At 43.4% G+C, this 19,275-nt stretch carries 16 protein-coding genes; 8 read left to right on the plus strand and 8 right to left on the minus strand.

Annotated elements, in window-relative coordinates; translation table 11 throughout:
- Positions 1-37: 37 nt before the first annotated feature.
- Entirely contained in the window at positions 38-1,321 is a 1,284-nt protein-coding gene (locus tag RHM67_RS05710; RefSeq protein ID WP_322231148.1) for a PAS domain S-box protein, read from the minus strand.
- A gap of 208 nt (positions 1,322-1,529) precedes the next feature.
- Between RHM67_RS05710 and RHM67_RS05715 the strand changes: the two genes are divergently transcribed.
- Together RHM67_RS05715 and RHM67_RS05720 are read left to right on the plus strand one after the other, a co-directional pair.
- On the plus strand, positions 1,530-2,222 hold the full coding sequence (locus RHM67_RS05715) for a hypothetical protein (protein WP_322231149.1): 693 nt from the start codon (positions 1,530-1,532) through the stop codon (positions 2,220-2,222).
- A gap of 193 nt (positions 2,223-2,415) precedes the next feature.
- Positions 2,416-2,640, plus strand: a complete 225-nt coding sequence (locus RHM67_RS05720) for a DUF4287 domain-containing protein (RefSeq protein ID WP_322231150.1) — start codon at positions 2,416-2,418, stop codon at positions 2,638-2,640.
- Between the two features lie 39 nt (positions 2,641-2,679).
- Here the strand turns inward: RHM67_RS05720 and RHM67_RS05725 are convergent, their stop codons facing one another.
- The 4 genes from RHM67_RS05725 to RHM67_RS05740 all read right to left on the minus strand — a co-directional run bounded on the left by RHM67_RS05725 (position 2,680) and on the right by RHM67_RS05740 (position 6,433).
- Positions 2,680-4,140 (minus strand): glycoside hydrolase family 30 protein, encoded by a 1,461-nt coding sequence (locus tag RHM67_RS05725; RefSeq protein ID WP_322231151.1) that lies wholly within the window; start codon positions 4,138-4,140, stop codon positions 2,680-2,682.
- Positions 4,141-4,182: 42 nt separating this feature from the next.
- Positions 4,183-5,025: a ThuA domain-containing protein gene (locus RHM67_RS05730; protein WP_322231152.1), complete on the minus strand. Its 843-nt coding sequence runs from the start codon at positions 5,023-5,025 to the stop codon at positions 4,183-4,185.
- Positions 5,026-5,277: 252 nt separating this feature from the next.
- Positions 5,278-5,661 carry a DUF3037 domain-containing protein gene (locus RHM67_RS05735; RefSeq protein ID WP_322231153.1) on the minus strand — a complete coding sequence of 128 codons (384 nt, stop codon included), beginning with the start codon at positions 5,659-5,661 and terminating at the stop codon, positions 5,278-5,280.
- Positions 5,639-6,433 carry a HipA family kinase gene (locus tag RHM67_RS05740; protein WP_322231154.1) on the minus strand — a complete coding sequence of 265 codons (795 nt, stop codon included), beginning with the start codon at positions 6,431-6,433 and terminating at the stop codon, positions 5,639-5,641. The genes RHM67_RS05735 and RHM67_RS05740 overlap by 23 nt, the downstream gene beginning before the upstream one ends.
- Positions 6,434-6,531: 98 nt before the next feature.
- Between RHM67_RS05740 and RHM67_RS05745 the strand changes: the two genes are divergently transcribed.
- Both RHM67_RS05745 and RHM67_RS05750 read left to right on the plus strand, forming a co-directional pair.
- Complete coding sequence (locus RHM67_RS05745; RefSeq protein WP_322231155.1) at positions 6,532-6,735, plus strand: hypothetical protein; 204 nt, start codon at positions 6,532-6,534, stop codon at positions 6,733-6,735.
- A gap of 95 nt (positions 6,736-6,830) precedes the next feature.
- The gene (locus tag RHM67_RS05750) at positions 6,831-9,260 is read left to right on the plus strand and encodes an AsmA family protein (protein WP_322231156.1); all 2,430 of its coding nucleotides are present in this window, start codon (positions 6,831-6,833) and stop codon (positions 9,258-9,260) included.
- Between the two features lie 36 nt (positions 9,261-9,296).
- Here the strand turns inward: RHM67_RS05750 and RHM67_RS05755 are convergent, their stop codons facing one another.
- Both RHM67_RS05755 and RHM67_RS05760 read right to left on the minus strand, forming a co-directional pair.
- Positions 9,297-9,749, minus strand: coding sequence for a hypothetical protein (locus tag RHM67_RS05755; protein WP_322231157.1), 453 nt, complete (start codon positions 9,747-9,749; stop codon positions 9,297-9,299).
- Positions 9,750-9,819: 70 nt separating this feature from the next.
- Positions 9,820-10,806, minus strand: coding sequence for an aldo/keto reductase (locus tag RHM67_RS05760; RefSeq protein ID WP_322231158.1), 987 nt, complete (start codon positions 10,804-10,806; stop codon positions 9,820-9,822).
- A gap of 277 nt (positions 10,807-11,083) precedes the next feature.
- Between RHM67_RS05760 and RHM67_RS05765 the strand changes: the two genes are divergently transcribed.
- The 4 genes from RHM67_RS05765 to RHM67_RS05780 all read left to right on the plus strand — a co-directional run bounded on the left by RHM67_RS05765 (position 11,084) and on the right by RHM67_RS05780 (position 15,838).
- Entirely contained in the window at positions 11,084-12,217 is a 1,134-nt protein-coding gene (locus RHM67_RS05765; RefSeq protein WP_322231159.1) for an alpha/beta hydrolase, read from the plus strand.
- A 250-nt stretch (positions 12,218-12,467) separates the two neighbouring features.
- On the plus strand, positions 12,468-14,219 hold the full coding sequence (locus RHM67_RS05770) for a family 43 glycosylhydrolase (RefSeq protein WP_322231160.1): 1,752 nt from the start codon (positions 12,468-12,470) through the stop codon (positions 14,217-14,219).
- Between the two features lie 110 nt (positions 14,220-14,329).
- Complete coding sequence (locus tag RHM67_RS05775; protein WP_322231161.1) at positions 14,330-14,824, plus strand: hypothetical protein; 495 nt, start codon at positions 14,330-14,332, stop codon at positions 14,822-14,824.
- A 57-nt stretch (positions 14,825-14,881) separates the two neighbouring features.
- Positions 14,882-15,838 carry an acetyl-CoA carboxylase carboxyltransferase subunit alpha gene (locus RHM67_RS05780; protein ID WP_322231162.1) on the plus strand — a complete coding sequence of 319 codons (957 nt, stop codon included), beginning with the start codon at positions 14,882-14,884 and terminating at the stop codon, positions 15,836-15,838.
- 229 nt (positions 15,839-16,067) lie between these two features.
- On the opposite strand, the gene RHM67_RS05785 is transcribed toward RHM67_RS05780, so the two are convergent.
- Positions 16,068-19,202, minus strand: a complete 3,135-nt coding sequence (locus RHM67_RS05785; RefSeq protein ID WP_322231163.1) for a DUF2723 domain-containing protein — start codon at positions 19,200-19,202, stop codon at positions 16,068-16,070.
- Positions 19,203-19,275 lie beyond the last annotated feature (73 nt).

A 19,275-nucleotide genomic window follows, 5' to 3' on the forward strand; every position in this document is an offset into this window, starting at 1 on the left:
TAACGCTGAATAGGTGTGTGGGCGAAGGAGAGATAGGCTAACTGTTTGATGGATCAACCTCTTCTGTTTTATTTATAATGGTTCTGATTACCTCATCCAACTCTTTAGCGGATGTGTCCAGGTATTGTAATATTTCATGCTCGGATTTTATATCCTCGCTAATTTTTAACAAGTTAACCAATCCCAAAATGCGGCTTAACGGTGCTCTCACAACGTGCGATTGAAGGTAAGCTATTTCATGCAGTTGTTCATTTTGTTTTTCAATAGCTTTGGTATGTTGTATTTGCTCTGTGATATCCCTGGATATCACCAGCCTTTCTATTTTACCCTGGAAAATGATATTGCTACACCTAACCTCTGCGTAAATAATGCGGCCGTTCTTACACTTATGCTTAACAGTTGATACAGCCGAACCATTCTTATTGCCGTTCTTTTCAAGGGTTTGCAGTAAATCGTCCACATCTTCTGCAGGCCTGATATCTTTGATGGTCATAGCCCAAAATTCAGTACGCGTATATCCATATTTCCTGATAGCGGCCCCGTTTACTTGCATAAATTTAAGTGTCTTTGAATCGAAGATCCACATAGGTGACAGGGTGCCAAAAAATAAACGTTTATACTGGACTACGGATTCGATGAGCTGTACATTCAGTAAATTTTTCTCTTGTATTTCATTTTGCAGGGTTGTGCGCAAGTTAACTTGCTGCGAAATCGTTTTTTCGAGCCTGATAATTATATGGCGAATAATAACAACTATAGCAAGGTTTAAAAATAGGAAATTAGATGTGTGAAATATCCAAAAATCTAATGTGTATTTGCCAATTAGGCGTGAGTTAAAAAGCTTAAAGTAAATTACAAAACCAAAACTTATATAAATGAAAACATTGGTAATAACTGAACCTATGATTGCCTTTCGCGAAAACAGTAATGATATAAAAACGCTTAACGCCAATAAATAAATTGCACCAATTGCAAACGAGGCTAACAGGGCCGTTTTGACTATAGCCAGCGTGTAAAGCATAAAAACTACGTATGTTTTTTGGTAGGTAAGCTTAATATGATTGCTTAAGGCAACCGGCGGAATACTTATTAATACAAAAGTGTCAAAAGCGGACAGAAATTGGTAGCCATTATTTAACAATATAATAAGGCTTGGTACCAATGCAATAAGGCTTAAAGGGGTAGCATAAAGTATTATTTTTTTAAAGATCTTTTCGCGCCAGTTGCTGTTCTCATCTATCTTGGCGAAAAATTTATTCTTTAATAAAGCCCTGAAAATAAATTTATTAACCTTCAAAATTCCTGTAAGCTGTGGTGGCATATTTAAGGTTTAATAATTATAGCCAATATAAGTCTTATAAATAATAAAGTTTTATAATAACTAATTAAAAACCCCGATTTATTGTTAATGTGCTGTTTGTACTTGGCCAATACCAATTTTAGAAAATGTTACTGTGATGACAATATGGCGACCACCTTAATTAAACCTTGAGGCCACAATCGTTGTCATACTACCAAAATTAAGAAACATGAAAAAGATATTATTGATGATAACATTCCTGGCTGGTACAGCGGTATTTGCCCAGGCACAAACCCAAAAGATGGCGAAATCGCCGGAGCAGAAGGCCAAACACAGAACAGAAGCTTTGACTAAAAAATTGGCCCTGTCGGCAGATCAATCTAAAAAAGTGGATGCCATTTTTGCTAAAAGCGCTGCCAGTATGGATAGCCTGAAAGCTGCCAAAGGCACCAATCGTAAAGCCAACTACGAAAGTCGTAAAGCAATAATGGTTAAAACTGATGCAAGTTTAAAAACGGTTTTAACTGCCGACCAGCAAACAAAATATGCTGATTTGAAAGCAAGCTTTAAAGGTAAAATGCACGGTAAACGCGGCGACCACAAAAATGTAGCGCCCGAGCAAAAAGCACAGCGTATGTCAAAGATTCTTCAGCAAAAGTTAACGCTTAGCCAGGACCAGTACACTAAAGTGAATACCATTTTATTGAAACGTGCTACGCAGATGGATAGCTTAAAAGCTAACCGTAGCACTACCGACCGTAAGTTGAACCACGCGAGCCGTAAAGCAATATTAATGCAAACTGATGGCGAACTGAAAGCAGTGTTTACTGCCGATCAATTAAAAAACTATACTGAGTTTAAAGCCCAGTTAAAAGAAAAGATGAAAAACAGGAGAGGCGCTAAAACCCCAACTGCAGGATAATTTTTGTGAGTGAGTGATGAGTGGTGATAAAGCGGGATGTCCAAATGGCGCCCGCTTTTTTATTGTGTTAGTTTTTGAAAATACGCAGGTGAATGTCGCTAATTACCTTTAAATGGTCGTATATGCACCTTACGGGATGTATGGCTTTGCTGTAAATTTGTTGTATAATTATTAACCAATTAAACACAACGATATGTCATTCCAAGCGTATTTAAACACCATTAAACAAAAAACAGGCAAAGGCCCGGCAGATTTTAGGGCCATGGCCGAAGTAAAAGGGTTTACCAAAAGCGGCGAACTGGTTGTAAAAGCAACCGAGATTACCAACTGGCTTAAGGCCGACTTTGAATTAGGCCACGGCCACGCCATGGCAATTTATGCCCTGCTAAAAGGCATCAAGAACGAGGATAGCGTATAAACAAAAAGCCTTCCGTATAATGGAAGGCTTTTTTAATAATTACTGAACTACCAAAGTAGCTATTGAATGTGGCTCGCTTGTGGTTTTGGCGGCTTTGCCTTTTATCCATAAGCTGTAATCTATCTTCTCGTCGGTGCGGTTCATCACCACTACGGCTATCGATCCGTTAGGGTTTTGATAAGCTGTGGTTAACAGTTTGTCGCGGCTTGCGGAAGCGGCGATACGTTTCGCACCCGGCTGTATGTATTTAGAGAAATGGCCGATGTAGTAATACGAGTTGGTGTACAGCAACTGCCCGCTGCGTGTATCGGCATGTATGGGTGCAAAGCAGAAATTACCTACATGGTTAGGTCCACCCTTCTCATCCAGCAGAATATTCCAGTCGGTCCAGCCTACGGTGCCGGCGTTAAAATCGTTGATCATAGATAGGCCGTATCGCTCGCCCAAGTTCCAGTCATCCAAACGGGTAAAGTCGAATTTCTCTATACAACCTTCGGTGAAGATCAGGTTCTTATCCGGGAAAGCGGCATGGGTTAAACGGGTGTTCTCGAAGTTTTGGCCCGCACCGGTCCAGGTTTCATACCAATGGAAACCAATGCCCCAAACGTATTTGGCAGCAGCAGGGTCTTCCAAGATAGTACTTGCACGTTGGTAAAGTAAGTCGCGGTTATGGTCCCAAACAATCAATTTTTTAGCTTTTAAACCTTGTTTCCAAAGTGTTGGGCCTAAATAGTTTTTTACAAAGTCGCGCTCTTCTTCGGCAGTGTACTTGCAAGATTCCCATGTTTGGGTTGCCATAGGCTCGTTTTGTACCGATAAGCCCCATATAGGGATGCCCAGTTTTTCGTACGTTTTTATGAATTTGATGTAGAAGTTTGCCCAGCTCTGCGCAAACTCGGCTTTCAGTGTTCCGCCGTGTAATACATCGTTGTTGTCCTTCATAAAAGCAGGAGGGCTCCATGGCGATACAAACATGGTTAGCTTGCCACCGGCAGCAGCAGTTGCTGCTTTAATGAACGGGATGCGGTATTTTTTATCGTGGCTTACGTCAAAGGTCGACAGGCTTTTATCGCTGTTGCTTACGTAGCTGTAGCTGCCGCTGCTAAAATCGCAGCTTTGGATATTGGTGCGGGCAAGGGTGAAGCCAATGCCTTTTGTTTTGCTGTAGTAAGCATCTAAAAGCTCGGCCTGTTTGTCTTTAGGCAGTTTATAAAATGTTTCGGCAACGGCATCTGTTAAGGCACCGCCAATCCCCAGCATAGTTTGGAATTTCTTTTCCGGGTCTACAAAAACCAGCGTTTCTGTTTCGGGTGGCTGTGCTTCGGTTACAAACTTTAGTTCGCCTGCCGGGGCAAGCCTTTTGGTCGAGCCTTTTTCGGTAACGTATATTTTTACCGTTTTATTAGTTGTAGAATACGGCACTTTTGTTGCCGTTTTTACCTGGCTGTATGCGCTTACCGTGAAGTACAAAAGGCCGGCTATTAAAAATACTTTCTTCATTTGGGGTTCTGCCGAAGCTTATGGGTTTATTTGGTTAATTGTTTATTTGGTATTTCCCAGCCAAAGCAGGGTGCTTAATATCAGTTTATCCTCTGCCGGGTTACCAAAGGTAAGCGAGAGGTCTTTATTGGTTTTATGCTCGTAATCGATATCGTTATGGCCCATGTTAAAATAAACCATTTTGTAATTTTTGTTGGCCCAAACCACGGGGTAGTAACCACTATGCCAGATCTCGCTTTGCTTTGGCCCTGTTCCTAACGGGAAGCTTACCGGGTCGATTGATGCTAAGATCTGAATGTCGGGATTTTTGGTAATATCATTCTGCCAGCGGTACCATTCGTTCGGCGATGCTTTAAATGTTGAGCCAAGGCCTTTCATAGCGGGATGGTTTTTACCTTCTACCTTTAAGATAGCTGATGTTGGCCGCCAGGTGTTGCTGCCGTACTCGCCCGATCCTAAGAATACGTTATGGTACCAGTCCCAATTTTGCGGCACGGCCGATTGGTTAAGCGCGAACGCCGAAAAGTGGAAACCCATCCATCCGCCACCGCCCCTCATGTATTTTTCGAAAGCCACGCGCTGTAGGGAATCCTCGGGGCGGGTATCTAAAAAGATCACCACTTTGTATTTTGCCAGGAAAGCAGTGTTCAGGTTTTTCCAGTTATTGGTAGAGTCGTAAGTGAAATTATACTTTTTGGCCATAGCCGGGAACCACTTGTTGGCTTCGTGCACAAAGCTGATATGCGCCTGGTCTTCCTTACCGGTATAAAAAGCGATCACTTTAAACTTAAGCGATGCCGCCTTTTTTTGTGCCTGCGCGGTGTTTAATACACACAGGCATAGCGTGCAAAGCGCATATGTTTTTATCCTGACAGATAGGTTCATGAAGTGGTTATATTGGTTAATAAACAGCTAATTTATAAATATATAGTGTACATTTTACATACTCCTATATTTAAATCTGTGAAAACGATGGCGTAAATGGTTTCTTAATTAACCACAGAGGTCACTAAGAGAAAATCACAAAGGCCACAGAGACCTGTTAAAGCATACCAATGAATTTTTAGACTATTTAATATTTGTGTGCTTTGTGTTCAAATCCCCGAAAATCTCAGTGCTCTTTGTGGTTAAAAATAATTACTTCACCAATTGTTCATATAATCGCGTAAGTGAATCATCACCATCCAAACAAAAGCCGGGGTGCACTTTGGAGGTTTGTACCACTGTGCTGCGGGTGGCGGTTAACCAGCGGAAACGTGATGCTGCATCCAATTCACCAATTGGGCCAGAATCTTTACCTCCTTCAGCAATGCGCTGAAACGATAGCAGGTTTTCTTCCAGTGCTTCAATATCCAGGTCATAAGATAAAGCTTGCAGGCGTTCGCGGTCTACATGGTACATCATTTTCAGATATTTCTGTTTGCTGCATAGCAGGATGACCCCAACGTTTAGGAATTCCTCGCGTTCTACCCTTGGCACCACGCGGATAACGGCATACTCAAATAAGTGTCTGTCTTGCATTTTGTGCTTCGGTTACAAAAATATTTGAGTTAGCTAATCGGGTATTCAGGAATTTGGTGTAGATCTGTCGCTGCTCATCTTCTGTTCCAAAAGAGCGGTCGGTAAGCCAGGTATCGGGTATCAGGTCAACAACAGATTGTATAAATTCCGGCGTCAATAATGCTTTAAATTGTTCGTCAATAGCATTCAGTTCGCTTGCTTTGCGCAGCAATACGTGGTCTTTAATTTGAATGAACGGGCGTTTGGCCTGCTCTTCCCAGTTCTCCATACTGTGGTGAAAATACAGGGCCGCACCATGGTCTATCAGCCAAAGTTCGCGGTTAAATATCAGCATATTGGTGTTACGGGCGGTGCGGTCTACATTCATCAGCAGGGCATCCATCCAAACTATTTTGGAAGCCATTTCTGTAGTTACAAAAGTAACGGTAGGGTCGAAAGTGATACTTCCCGAAAGGTAATGCAATGCCAGGTTAAGGCCTACGCTAAATTTGAGCAGGTCCTGAATCTCTTCGTCAGGTTCGGTACGGCCAAATGCTTCATCGAGGTTGGCGAATACCAGCTCGGGTACTTTAAAGCCCAGTTTACGGGCGATCTCGGCGCCGATCAGGTCGGCAATAAGCGCTTTTGGCCCCTGCCCGGCACCGCGAAATTTGAGGACATACAAGAAGCCATCGTCAGCTTCGGCAATGGCCGGCAACGAGCCTCCCTCTCGCAATGGTGTAACATAGCGGGTAACGTTAACGGTGCGTAATTGGGGTACGGTATTAGCCATGGTTGTATGGGGCTAATATAGGGAATTATCGTGTAGCTGATAAATGGCCCGTTTTGGAAATACAGACTATTGTTTTAAATTTAACTCACTTATTGCACATGGGAATAATTATCGCATTTATTTTTGCCAAGATTGGGGCACATCGCGTAATTGGCGGGTTCACAAGTTTCATGTTATGCCTATTTATTTTTCCTGTTGGGTTTTATCTTGTTCTAAACTCCAGAAGAATGGATGATAAGGAAGCTGATGGGGCTTTACTTAAAGAGTTTGCCAAACCTTATAAGGCTCGTCGGCTATTTTAATTACCCCGTCCTGGTTTATTATCATCCGCTACTAACAATTTATCACAAATAAAACAAAATAATGTATTTAACTATTTACCTAAAAAACTGTTGATATGCCTAAGTGGTTAAAGCTTTCCCTGAAAATATTTGCCGGCCTGGTGTTGCTGGTAGTGCTGATACTGGTTGGCACTACCTTATACATAACCTTCAATAAAGCCAAAGTGCTTAAGATGGTGAACGAACAGCTCGATAAAAGCGTGGACGGCACCCTGGTTATCGGCGATATAAAGCCAAATTTTTTCCGTGGTTTCCCAGAGGTATCACTTACACTGCAGAACGTAGTGATCCGCGATAAACAGTATGACAGGCACAAGCATACACTTCTTAACGCCAAAGATTTTAATGTATCTATCAACACCGTGGCCCTTTTCAAGGGGACAATTGATATCAACTATATCGATATCCGCAACGCCGCTATCGACTTATTTACCGATAGCACAGGCTACAGCAACACTGCGGTTTTCAAAAAAGACCATAAACAGGTAAAGGATAACCCGTCGGAAAGTAGTTCGTCTACCCAGTTAAAAAGGTTTACGCTTAACAACGTAACGTTTACCGTTGACGACCGCAAGGCCAACAAGCTTTTTAATTTTGGGGTGAATGACCTGCGCGGCAAAATGCAATACCCGGATAGCGGTTGGCGTGCAGATTTCCACCTGGATGTGCTGGCAAAAAGTATGGCCTTTGATAGCCGCCGAGGCAGTTTTATTAAAAATCAAAAGCTGGAGGGCGACTTTGTAGCAGGCTATAACGAAAAGAGCGGAAAGGTAAATGTATCGGTGCTACCGCTTAATATTGGCGAAACCCCTTTTAAAATTAACGCTGTTTTTGCTACTAAAGATAAACCATCTGCAAACTTTGCCATCAACATTGTTGCCGACCAGATCTTATGGCGACGGGCATCCGGTTTACTTGCACCCAACATCACCATGGTTTTAAACCGCTTTGATATTAGTAAACCTATGGATGTTACCTGTAACATTGCAGGCAGTTTTGGTGGCGGCGATGGCGGGCCTAAATTATATGTTACCGCTAAAGTTAAGGATAGTAAGATAACCGTACCCGGTGGCGAACTGGATAATTGCAGTTTCAACGGGATCTTTACCAATAACTATGTAAAGGATAAGGGTTATGGCGATGATAATTCGGCCATCAAACTTATTGGTATGAAGGGTACCTACAAACATTTGCCGTTTAATATTGATACGGGCAGCATCATCAATCTTATAAAACCTATCGCCACTGGTAACTTCCGGTCGAATTTCCCTGCGGCAGATCTGAACTATCTGTTAGAAGATAACGTGGCTAAATTTGCCAATGGCGAGGCGGATATGAAGCTTTACTATACAGCCGATGTGGTAAATTATAAAATAAACAAGCCGATCATAAAAGGGTCGATAGTGCTGCGTAATACGAATATCCACTATATACCGCGTAACCTTAAACTAACTAATTCTTCCATATCGCTCAAATTTGTTGGGGATGACCTGATACTAAATAATATCCGCCTGCAAAGCGGCCGCAGTATTGTTACGATGGAAGGGAGGATAAGGAATTTCCTGAACCTGTACTATAACTCGCCCGAGAAGATCTTGTTGACCTGGCAGATCCGCAGTCCGCAATTATACCTTGGCGAATTTTTGGGTTTTTTAGCCCAGCGTACGCAGGCACCTGCAACTAAAAGCAGGGCAAACAGTGGTAACATTGTAGACCAGCTGAGTAACGTGCTTGAAAAAGGCAAGGCAGAAATGCATATGAAGGTTGCCAAGGTTTACTACAAAAAATTCCTGGCTACGGATGCTACAGCCGACTTGCTGACTACAGATAACGGCGTCATCATCCAAAATATTGGGGTTAAACATGCCGGTGGTTTTTTAAAGATGAATGGTAAAATGATGCAGGGAAAATCGCTTAATAACTTTGCCGTAAACACGGTGGTAAGCAATGTAAACATGCGCGAGTTTTTCGACGCGTTCAATAACTTTGGGTTAAAGGATTTTACCGCCGAGAATCTAAAAGGCTTTTTGTCTGCCAAAACCAGTATAACCGGAGGCATTACCGATGCGGGTAACCTCGTGCCAAATTCCATCAATGGTAATTTAGACTTGAGCCTGCGTAATGCCGCGTTGATAGACTTTAAACCGCTTGTAAGTGTGGGTAAGTTCGCGTTCCCATTCCGGAACCTTAAAAATATCAGCATCCCAAAATTGGATGGTCACTTTTTGGTAAAAGGGAATATGATCACCATAAAACCGCTGCAAATAAGCAGTAGTGTATTAAATGCTGATGTGGAAGGCGTTTACGGATTGACTAAAGGCACCGATATTGCACTGGATGTGCCACTGAGAAACCCGGGCAAAGACAGCACCATAACCGATAAGGAAGAACTTGCCAAAAAGCGCTTCCAGGGAATTGTACTCCATGTACGCGCGCACGAAGAAGGCGGTAAGATGAAGATAGGGTGGAATAAGAATCATAAATAAACAAAATAAAGGCCGCGATCACCGGGGCCTTTATTTTTACAATATCTTTTTACAGGTTGCAACCAATATACCCTTGTCATATATAAGCAGGTTGCCTTTCTTATCAACTTTATAACTTTCATTGGGGCGTTCAACACTTACATAACCTTCGCCTTCTTTTCTTATTTCGGATGCTGATGCGGTGATAGGCGGGGTATCGTTCAATTTTAGGTCAGTCCCTACAAAGGTAATAGCCTGTATGTACACTTTGTGGCCGCTGCTTACTACCTCGTAAGCAATACTTTCGCCTTTGTCTGTTTTAATACTTTCATCATGCCATGCACCAACTAATTTCCCAGTATCAATAGCGGTAGGGGCCGCAGGGGCAACCGGTGCTTTGGCAATGGTATCAGTTATAGGGGCTTTATCTTTTTTGGCTGATGTGTCGCATGATGCGAAGGCTAATGAAATGATGGCAATCATCGCCAACCGGCTAAAGTTTTTGTACATAGTGCATTGTTTGAAAAAGCCGAAGATACTAAATAGGTATTTAGCTAATCTTCGGCACAATGTCAGTTTATCAATTTTTGTCTACAAATTTCAGGTTTCCTGCGTTATAGCGGTCGCCCGTGTTTGGGTATTTCTTAAGCAGGGCATCAATATCATTTAAAGTATTAGCGCTTAATTCCACGTCAACACTACCTGCGTTCTCCTGCAAATATTTACGTTTTTTGGTGCCGGGGATAGGAATGATGTTATCGCCCTGGTTCAATACCCAGGCAATGGCCAGTTGTGCAGGTGTTGCGTTAATGCCTCCCGCTATGGCTGCAAAACCATCAGCAAGTTGGTTGTTATTATCAGCATGCCCTTCCTGGTAGCGGGGCAGCGTTTTGCGGAAATCGCCTTCTTTCAGTTCGGTTAAGTCGAGCTTGTTGGTCATTAAACCACGCGCAAGCGGGCTAAACGGAATGAACGAGATACCCAGTTCTTTAGTCACCGGTAATATCTCTGCTTCTACATCACGGGTTAATAACGAATACTCGCTTTGCAGCGCGCTGATAGGGTGTACGGCATGTGCCCGGCGGATGCTGTTTGCAGATGCTTCTGATAGGCCAAGGTATTTTACTTTACCTTCTTTCACCAACTCGGCCATTGCGCCAACGGTTTCTTCAATAGGGATATCGGGGTCTACACGGTGTGCGTAATACAGGTCGATCACGTCGATCTGCAGGCGTTGTAAACTTGCTTCAACCGCTTTTTTAATATAGGCCGGCGAACCGTCAAAGCCCGAAAGCTTCCCGGTGCCATCAGCAGTAAAACCAAATTTTGTAGCGATAAAGATCTTATCGCGGTTAGGTTTTAATACCTGCGAGATCAGTTTTTCGTTTTGGCCGCTGCCGTAAACATCGGCAGTGTCCCAAAAGTTAATGCCAAGTTCAATGGCTTTGTTTAAAGTGGCAATAGATTCGGCGTCATCAGGTTCGCCGTAGGCGTGGCTCATGCCCATGCAGCCTAAGCCAACGGCAGATAGCTGTACATCGGTATTGCCTAAAGTTCTGTATTTCATAGTATGTGGTATAAATGTTTTATGAAGGTACGGGGAAAATGGTCGTAAGGAACAGATTTATCGTCGACCCCGTTAATATTTCAATATCCTGACAGTAGCGCACAAAAAAGAAGCCAAGAATGAGATCGGTCAAAATCGGCGCCGAACCAATATTTCTATGAAATTAAAATACTTACAACCAATTGCTATTATTATAATTAATAAGTAAATATTGGCCAATTGTAGCACAGTTGTTGTAACTAATGGAATGTAAAACTTCAATAAACATCTACCAAAAATGAAAATCAAATCAATTACCTATGTAGCGCTATTCTGTATGATGGGTGCCGCAGCGTGTACCGGCAGCGGGTCAAAAACCGCCGGGAATAGCACCGCTAAAGATTCTAACCTGGCACCTGCCGATACCGCTAAGTCAATGGCCTTAAAACCAAAAGGCGCGGCACCTGCCTGGGCGCCAGATATTAAACCCGAAATGCAGGCCGTTATCGAAAAACTGGTAAGCTATGGCGATAAACCCATCCCTGAGTTAACCGCGGTAGAAGCCCGTAAAAACCACACCCCAACAGACGCGATTATGGACCTGATGAAAGAAAACAACATCCCAAAACCGGTATTTAATGTAGATACCATGGGTAAAGAGATTCCGGTTGAAGGTGGCAGCATCCACGCACGTATTTATATGCCTAAAACAGGCAAAGCATCATACCCGGTAATTGTATATTACCATGGTGGCGGTTTTGTAATAGCTGATTTGGATGTTTACGGTGCATCTGCCAATGTACTGGCCGATAAAACAGATGCTATTGTAGTATCGGTAGCTTACCGTTTAGCCCCCGAGCATAAATTCCCTACCGCGCATAACGATGCTTTTGCGGCCTATAAATGGGTTTTGGCAAACGCCGCAAGCATGAAAGGCGATGCTAAAAAGATAGCCGTAGTTGGCGAAAGTGCCGGTGGTAACCTGGCTATCAATACCGCTATTAAAGCCCGAGATAGCAAAATTATGGTGCCTACAGCGATAGTAGCTGTATACCCGGTTGCAGGTGTTGACATGACTACTGCATCATACGTAAAAAATGCTGCCGCGAAACCATTGGATAAACCAATGATGATGTGGTTTGTGAAAAATTACCTGAACAATATGGCAGAGGGTAAAGACCCACGCATCAACCTAATTGCCGCAAACCTTAAAGGCCTGCCGCCAACTACTGTAATTACCGACGAGATAGACCCGTTGCAAAGCGAAGGCATGACTTTGGTTGAGAAACTAAAAGCTGCCGGTGTAACTGTAGACAGTAAAAACTGGAATGGCGTAACCCACGAGTTTTTTGGGATGGGTGCTGTTGTGCCACAAGCTAAAGAAGCAGAAATGTATGCTGTTGATCAGCTTAAAAAAGCTTTCGGGATGTAATGTTCCGGCTGGTCTTATAATGAGGACGGCTACCCGAAAGGGTGGCCGTTTTTTGTTGAAGCCATCCGTCATGCCGAACTTGTTTCGGCATCTCAGATGCGAAGTCTCAAGGCGGCTACCATTCTGATGAGATGCCGAAACAAGTTCGGCATGAAGTTTAATTTGTTGAAGCATGGTGACTAAATATTGTCACTTCTTTTATCATCATAAAAACAGATATTTGATGTGCTAACCAAATAAGCTGCCAATTATGAAGTTCCGCATCCTGTTAACAGCACTGATATTTGCCTGCATTATAAATTCATCGGCACAAACCAAACGCCTTACTTATTGTAACCCGCTTAATTTAGATTATGGCTATACGCCCTTCGAGAATTTTGCTGCCTGGGGTAAGCACCGCGCCACTGCCGACCCAACCATGGCGTTATTTAAAGGTAATTATTACCTGTTTAGCACCAATCAGTTCGGTTACTGGTGGAGCAGCGATATGCTGAACTGGAAGTTTGTATCGCGCAAGTTTGTGAGGCCCTATAATGAGGTAAAAGGGGATGAGCTTTGCGCGCCCGGCACATTGGTTTTGGGCGATACGCTGCTGGTGATCGGCTCTACTTATAATAAAGATTTTACGTTGTGGATGAGCACCGACCCAACCCACGATACCTGGAAAGCCGCCAAAGATTATTTTAAAGTTGGCGCCTGGGACCCGGGATTGTTTGCCGATGATGATGGCCGCGTTTACATCTACCATGGCAGCAGCAACACCCTGCCTATGTACGGGCAGGAGATAGACCGCAAAACATTTGAACCCATCGGCCCCAAAAAGGAAATGATAAAACTGGACTGGAAAGAGCATGGCTGGGAACGTTTCGGCGAGAATAATGATAACGTTTTCCTGACCGGGTTTATGGAAGGCGGCTGGATGAACAAACATAACGGCAAATATTACCTGCAATATGCTGCACCCGGCACCGAAGGCCGTGGTTATGGCGACGGCGTTTACGTTGGCGATAAACCACTTGGTACGTTTACCTATCAAAAGCATAACCCCTTTAGTTACAAACCAGGCGGCTTTGCAAAAGGAGCGGGGCATGGCGCAACCTGGGCAGATAAGTTTGGTAACTATTGGCACATCAGCACCATGGTGATAGATGTGAAGAACAACTTTGAACGCCGCATAGGTTTTTGGCCGGCCGGCTTTGATAAGGATGGCGTGCTGTATGCCAACACCGCTTATGGCGATTACCCGCATTATTTATCGGCAGGTAAGGAAGATCACCTAAAAAGTAATTTTACTGGCTGGATGCTGCTGAACTATAATAAGCCGGTGCAGGTATCGTCAACCCTTGGCGCTTATGTGCCAAACCTTGCGGTTGATGAAGATATTAAAACTTACTGGAGCGCTAAAACAGGCAACAAAGGGGAATGGCTAAAAACAGACCTGGGCGATGTAAGTACCATCAAAGCTATCCAGTTAAACTACGCCGATCAGGATGCAACCTTTATGGGGAAATCATTGGGCGTATATCACCAGTATGTGATCAGGTCATCCATCGATGGTAAAACCTGGAAAACATTGGTAGATAAAAGCAGGAACAAAACTGACGTGCCGCATGATTATATCGAACTGAAAACCGCGGTTAAAGCCCGTTATTTAAAGATCACTAACCTGCATATGCCAACAGGTAAGTTTGCTTTATCTGGCTTTAGGGTATTTGGAAAAGGGGAAGGTGCCGTGCCGGATACGGTTAAAAACCTTATTGTTTTACGTGGCGATGCCGAGCGCCGCAACTCCTGGCTCCGCTGGCGCCAAACCGACGGCGCGGTAGGTTACACCATTTATATGGGCACCGAACCGGATAAACTGTACAACAATATTATGGTGTATAACGTAAACGAGTACTACTTTAACGGCATGGAAAAAGGCCTGCCGTATTATTTCCAGATAGAGGCATTTAACGAGAATGGGATAAGTAAAAGGACGAAGGTGATGAAGGTGGAGTAAGGAATTTACAAAAACGCGTCATTGCGAGATTGCTTTGTCGCTATCGCTCCGCGCAATGACGTGTTGGCAATATTGGCTTAAAAATTGCGCTTTATATCAAACTGATCTGTATGCTTAAACTATTATCTGCCGTTGCTTTCATAATTGTCTTAAATCTGTCGGCCAAAGCCCAAACTCAGGACAGCACACTCAAACCATCGCCTGTTAAGACCTTGAGCGATATACAATACAACGCGTTAATAAAAGGGAACGACCTGTACGAGATGGACAAGGTGGCCAACCAAAACAATTATCCGTCATCAGAAAAAGCTTTAAAGTTTAAAAAGGAGATGGATCTTAGTGCGGCGCAGGTTGCATCTTTAACTAAGATAAACACGGAGCTAAAGCGTAAGAAAATAGAAATGGGCAACTTTATTGTAACTAACGAAACCAAACTGGATGCCTTGTTCCGCGCTAAAAAGATCAACGAAAGCGACCTTATCTATTACACTAACCGCTATGGTTTATACCAGGGAGAGTTGCGGAATGCTATTTTAAACGCGGCGCTTAATACCTATTATTTACTGTCGCCGGGGCAGATAGCAAAGCTTAGCAAATTGAAATAATCATAATTAAAACAATATGCCGATGGATTTATTTAATTTAGCGGCCAATAAAATTGTATGAAGATTACATTTGATTTTGAAAAACCACTGGCAGAATTGCAGGGGCAGATAGAAAAAGTTAAGCAGGTTGAAGAAAAAAACAAGCTCGACATGTCGGCCACCGTTGCGGAATTAGAAGCCAAGATGGAAACCACCAAGAAAGAGATTTATGCCAACCTTACCGGCTGGCAAAAAGTACAGATATCCCGCCACCCCGAGCGCCCTTATACCCTGCAATATCTTGAGCTGATGTGCGATGATTTCATCGAGATGCATGGCGACCGTACAGTAGGTGATGATAAAGCGATCATAGGCGGTTTTGGGACGTTAAATGGTCAAACAGTGATGTTTATTGGTCACCAAAAAGGCCGTAATACCAAGGAGCGCCAGTTCCGTAATTTTGGTATGGCCAACCCCGAAGGTTACCGCAAAGCTTTAAGGCTGATGAAAATAGCCGAGAAGTTTGGCAAGCCCGTAGTTACCCTTATAGATACCCCCGGAGCGTTCCCCGGCCTTGAGGCTGAAGAGCGCGGGCAGGGCGAAGCTATTGCCCGTAACCTGCTGGAAATGTCCGTGTTAAAGGTGCCTATCATTTGCGTGGTAATTGGCGAAGGTGCATCAGGTGGTGCATTGGGTATAGGTATCGGTGATAAAGTAATGATGCTGGATAACTCGTGGTACTCAGTGATTTCGCCCGAGAATTGTTCTACCATCCTGTTCAAAACATGGGAGCAAAAAGAACGCGCTGCCGAAATGCTGAAGCTGACCTCGACAGAGATGCTGAAGAACAAGTTGATAGACGGTGTAATCAAAGAACCACTTGGCGGCGCGCACCAGGATCCGGTTGCTATGGCTGCAACGCTAAAGAAACAACTGATCAAAGACCTTAAAACCCTAACAGAACGCAACGTTGACGAATTAGTTACCGAACGGATCAACAAATTTTGCAACATGGGTGTTGTAGAAGAAGATTAATCTTTTAGGAAAAATATAATGGGAAAGCGGCTAAAAGGCCGCTTTTTTTGTTCTGTGTTCATCGAAAATGGAAATACGTTAAAGCTTTTATTATTGATAATGAGAGTGTTATGAAGTATTCATGGTGTTCACATAGTGAACGTGAACACTTGCCAGTCAATATTACGAGTGGGTAGTAAACAAGAAAAGCGGCGATGAGCCGCTTTTCTTGTTTCTAAAAATCTAAATTCTATTGTTGTGTTTTCATACCGCCAAACTTGGTGCCGTAGTCTTTCAACTGGGCGCTTATTTTAGCACTTAGCGCATCTTGTTTATAGGTTTTGGTTAGGTTAACCATGCCGTTTAGTAACGACAAGGACAGCTGCACATCGCGGGTGTTTAAGCTGCGATCACTTTTTTGATAAAGGATATAGCTGTAATTTAGTTGGTCTACTATGTAAGCATCAATTTGGTTAGCAAGCTTAAGGCCTAAAGTAGCATCACCCATACGGAACAGGCTTTCTGCCATGTAATACTTACGCACTGCCAATTCAGATGAGATGATTACAGCAGGCATTACATCTTCATATTTCTTCAACGCGTTTTTAGCCAGATCCTGGTGGCCTTCTTTTAAAAGGTTATCGGCAAGGGTAGCATACAAACGGGTTATTAGCGGATAAAACAGATTTAGCGATTCATGATCCAAGTAACGGGCATTTTTAAAGTTGCCGTATTTATACTTGTTGATCATGTTGTCATACATTTTCAACGTATTGCTATTTTCCTGCGCGGCAGCGGTTGTATCCGGCTTGTAAGGCATCAACCTGTAGGTTAAACCTTCGCTATACAGGTATTTATCAAGCCCAAGCATATTATCACTTGGTACGGTTGATGCAAAGTAAACCGGGCGTTTCCAGTTGTTATGTGCCAGGATATCCATCATAGCCAGGTTATCTTTAGTTACATATTTACCCGGGTAGGTCCAGTCCATTTCAGGTACTATCTGGTCTTTTTTATCGGCAGGCACGGTGCCGTATTTAACAACATCATCAGCATTAACCGTTAATTTAAAGTTTTTGCTTGGCAGATAATTAGCGCTTTCGCCGTTTTGGTACTGCACCATATTGTCTTTACTGTCTGATGTTATAAAGTCGAATACTTCCTTCAACTCTACATTGCCTGCAATTTTAGCGTCGTTGTAATAAATCACATCGCGGATGCCTGCTTTAAACTTATCATTAGGCATGCTGATAGGGAGTGGCGCCGAATTATTCATTTTGCCCTTCATCTGGCGGATATACCAATCCGTACCCAGTAAGCTTAAGTTCACAATACGCACATCCGGGCGAACGTTTTCAACCTCCTGGATATACCAAAGCGGGTAAGTATCGTTATCGGCGTATGTGAACAGGATAGCATTTGGCGCACACGAGTTTAAATAATCGTAAGCGATATCGTGTGGGGTAAGCTTGGTAGAGCGGTCGTGGTCATCCCATTCCTGGTTAGCCATAAGTGCTGGTGCAGCAAGCAAACATACAACTGTGGCAATTAGGGCGCTGGTTTTAGGATTGATCTTTTTGCTCAGTAAATCAGCGATAAATAATACGCCCAGTCCAATCCAAATCGCAAAGGCATAGAACGAACCTGCATACGCATAATCACGCTCACGTGGCTGTAGAGGGTCCTGATTAAGGTAAAGCACAATAGCTAAGCCTGTGAAGAAGAAAAGTATCACCACCACACCCGCATCGCGCTGGTTGCGTTGGAAATGATAAACCATCCCCAATAAACCTATAATTAGTGGCAAGAAATATAACCTATTGTATGATTTACTTAGCGTAACCGTGCTTGGGAGGTCTTTATTACCAAATCCGCTTAACCAGCTGCCATCGGCACCTTGGGCAGTTTGCCCGTCCATTTCGTTAGCGCGACCTACAAAGTTCCAAAGGAAATAGCGGGTGTACATCTGTGTAACCTGCCAGCTGGTAAAGAAACCGATATTGGTAGCCATGGTAGGGTGCTCCTCGGGCCCTAATTGCGACCACATTTTGTAAAACTCGGCATGGCCGGGTTTTTGGCTAAACATACGTGGAAAAAGGGTATTCCTATCGTAAATGGTGTTTAGTTTTTTACCGGCGATCTCGTATTCCTTTTCGCCGCGGCGGTATATTTTAGCGCCCTCTGTCTGGTCGGTAACTTGCGAATCGAAGTATTCGCCATATAATAAAGGCGTATCGCCATACTGGTCGCGGTTTAAATAGCTGTTTACAGCAAATGGGTCTTGAGGGTCGCTGTTATTAAGGTTGGTACCCGCTTTCGCGCGGATCACGATCATCACGAAAGAGCTGTAACCAAACAAGATGAAAGCAGCACATATCAATACACGATTAAGTGCAACACGCTTTTCGCGCACTTTTAAAACATATTCTAATAACGCTAAAATGGCTGCTGCGCCAATAAAGCCTATGATGCCCGCGCTAATGGTAAGCAGTGCAACAAAGCAAAATACGGCTATCCCTAAATAAGTTGTTGATGGTTTTATGGTATAATAGATACCTGATGCTAAAGTGCCGATCACTAATATAAAGAACACGATGGCACCGCTGCCGAAGCCCATGCCTAAGGTGTTTACAAATAGTAAATCGGAGAAGGCAGCGCCTTTAACCGTGAATTGTATAACGCCCCATAATATTAGTGCAACGGTTATTACACCTAAAACAAACGACCAGATAGTGCCTGAAGCGGTTACGTTTTTTGCCCTGCGGAAGTAAATAACCAACGCAATTGCCGGTATAACCAGCAAGTTTAGCAAGTGGATGCCTATTGATAAGCCCATTACATAGGCGATGAAAATAATCCATTTATCAGCACGGTCTTCATCGGCGTGGTTTTCCCATTTCAATATCGCCCAAAAAACAATTGCGGTACAAAGCGACGACTGCGCGTAAACCTCGCTCTCCACAGCCGAGAACCAGAAGGTATCAGACCAGGTATAAGCCAATGCACCCACCAAGCCTGCACCAATAATTTGGATGATGTTTGTTTGGGTGATCTCTTCGCCGGCTTTAACAACTAATTTTTTTGCCAATGCGGTTATCGTCCAAAATAAGAACAGGATAGTTGCACCACTGGCCAGGGCCGATGCCATGTTGGTGAAGTAGGCCACCTTCATGTTATTGCCCATGGATAGGAGCGAAAATACTTTACCTATCATGGTAAATAGGGGCGCACCGGGTTGGTGGGCCACCTGTAGGCGGTAAATACAAGCTATAAATTCGCCGCAATCCCAAAAGCTGGTAGAGGGTTCAAGCGTTAAAATGTAGGTTATTGATGCAATAATGCCGGCAGCCCAGCCAAAAATATTGTTGATCTTATTGTAGTTCATGCTGTTTATTACAAGCTAAATCAGGTTTAAGTAGCCGAAAATAAGAAAAACATTATGATGTTTCGGTTAAAAG

Source organism: Mucilaginibacter sp. 5C4, from assembly GCF_034345625.1.
GTDB lineage: Bacteria > Bacteroidota > Bacteroidia > Sphingobacteriales > Sphingobacteriaceae > Mucilaginibacter > Mucilaginibacter aurantiaciroseus.

Excerpts from the sequence above, each read along its gene's own strand:
- RHM67_RS05735 (WP_322231153.1), bottom strand. The coding sequence starts at position 5,661 with ATGCAAGACAGACACTTATTTGAGTATGCCGTTATCCGCGTGGTGCCA.
- RHM67_RS05740 (WP_322231154.1), bottom strand. The coding sequence starts at position 6,433 with ATGGCTAATACCGTACCCCAATTACGCACCGTTAACGTTACCCGCTAT.
- RHM67_RS05715 (WP_322231149.1), top strand. The coding sequence starts at position 1,530 with ATGAAAAAGATATTATTGATGATAACATTCCTGGCTGGTACAGCGGTA.
- RHM67_RS05745 (WP_322231155.1), top strand. The coding sequence starts at position 6,532 with ATGGGAATAATTATCGCATTTATTTTTGCCAAGATTGGGGCACATCGC.
- RHM67_RS05760 (WP_322231158.1), bottom strand. The coding sequence starts at position 10,806 with ATGAAATACAGAACTTTAGGCAATACCGATGTACAGCTATCTGCCGTT.
- RHM67_RS05765 (WP_322231159.1), top strand. The coding sequence starts at position 11,084 with ATGAAAATCAAATCAATTACCTATGTAGCGCTATTCTGTATGATGGGT.
- RHM67_RS05780 (WP_322231162.1), top strand. The coding sequence starts at position 14,882 with ATGAAGATTACATTTGATTTTGAAAAACCACTGGCAGAATTGCAGGGG.
- RHM67_RS05770 (WP_322231160.1), top strand. The coding sequence starts at position 12,468 with ATGAAGTTCCGCATCCTGTTAACAGCACTGATATTTGCCTGCATTATA.
- RHM67_RS05720 (WP_322231150.1), top strand. The coding sequence starts at position 2,416 with ATGTCATTCCAAGCGTATTTAAACACCATTAAACAAAAAACAGGCAAA.
- RHM67_RS05750 (WP_322231156.1), top strand. The coding sequence starts at position 6,831 with ATGCCTAAGTGGTTAAAGCTTTCCCTGAAAATATTTGCCGGCCTGGTG.
- RHM67_RS05710 (WP_322231148.1), bottom strand. The coding sequence starts at position 1,321 with ATGCCACCACAGCTTACAGGAATTTTGAAGGTTAATAAATTTATTTTC.
- RHM67_RS05775 (WP_322231161.1), top strand. The coding sequence starts at position 14,330 with ATGCTTAAACTATTATCTGCCGTTGCTTTCATAATTGTCTTAAATCTG.
- RHM67_RS05725 (WP_322231151.1), bottom strand. The coding sequence starts at position 4,140 with ATGAAGAAAGTATTTTTAATAGCCGGCCTTTTGTACTTCACGGTAAGC.
- RHM67_RS05785 (WP_322231163.1), bottom strand. The coding sequence starts at position 19,202 with ATGAACTACAATAAGATCAACAATATTTTTGGCTGGGCTGCCGGCATT.
- RHM67_RS05755 (WP_322231157.1), bottom strand. The coding sequence starts at position 9,749 with ATGTACAAAAACTTTAGCCGGTTGGCGATGATTGCCATCATTTCATTA.
- RHM67_RS05730 (WP_322231152.1), bottom strand. The coding sequence starts at position 5,025 with ATGAACCTATCTGTCAGGATAAAAACATATGCGCTTTGCACGCTATGC.